Source organism: Microbispora corallina (genome assembly GCF_016863035.1).
GTDB classification, from domain to species: Bacteria; Actinomycetota; Actinomycetes; order Streptosporangiales; family Streptosporangiaceae; genus Microbispora; species Microbispora corallina.
The window spans coordinates 1-691 of the sequence record NZ_BOOC01000116.1 but is presented as its reverse complement, the minus strand read 5'-3'; the positions used below and the strand labels follow the sequence as shown (position 1 = coordinate 691).

Here is a 691-nt window from a genome sequence, read left to right as displayed (position 1 = left end):
CCGGGCACGGCAACAACGTCGGCTACCAGGGCCCGGGTGGGGTCGGCGGCGCCGACACCCCGGCGAGCGCGACCCGCGAGTCGTTGACGGTCGGCGGCGGCAAGGCGTACTCGCTGTACATCAACCCCGGCAACAGCTACTGGCGCGACGGCCACCTGACCGGTGTGCCGACCGGCAGCGCGCCCGAGGGCGTGTACATGGTGACCAGCGGCACGCACGTCAACAGCGGCTGCTGCTTCGACTACGGCAACAGCGAGACCACCCGCAGGGCCGACGGCCCCGGCGCGATGGACGCCATCTACTTCGGCACCAGCTGCTGGTTCGGCGGCTGCTCGGGCAGCGGCCCGTGGGTGCAGGCCGACCTGGAATACGGCTTGTATCCCGGCGGCAGCCAGTCGTGGAACCCCAACCAGCGGGCGTTCACCAGCAAGTTCGTCACCGCGATGCTGAAGAACAACGGCACGTCCCGGTTCGCCATCAAGGGCGCCAACGCGCAGTCCGGCGGCCTCTACACGTTGTGGGACGGCAACCTGCCCGGCGGCTACAGCCCGATGAAGAAGCAGGGCGCGATCATCCTGGGCAGCGGCGGCGACTGCTGCGCCAACAACACCAACCTCAGCGCCGGCACCTTCTACGAGGGCGCCATCGTCGCGGGCTACCCCTCCGACGCCACCGAGAACGCCGTCCAGGC

At 70.0% G+C, this 691-nt stretch carries 1 protein-coding gene; it reads left to right on the top strand.

Annotated features, from left to right (window positions below; all coding sequences use genetic code 11):
- A partial coding sequence (locus Mco01_RS38785; protein WP_204061802.1) for an arabinofuranosidase catalytic domain-containing protein occupies nt 1-691 on the top strand: 691 nt, incomplete at both ends.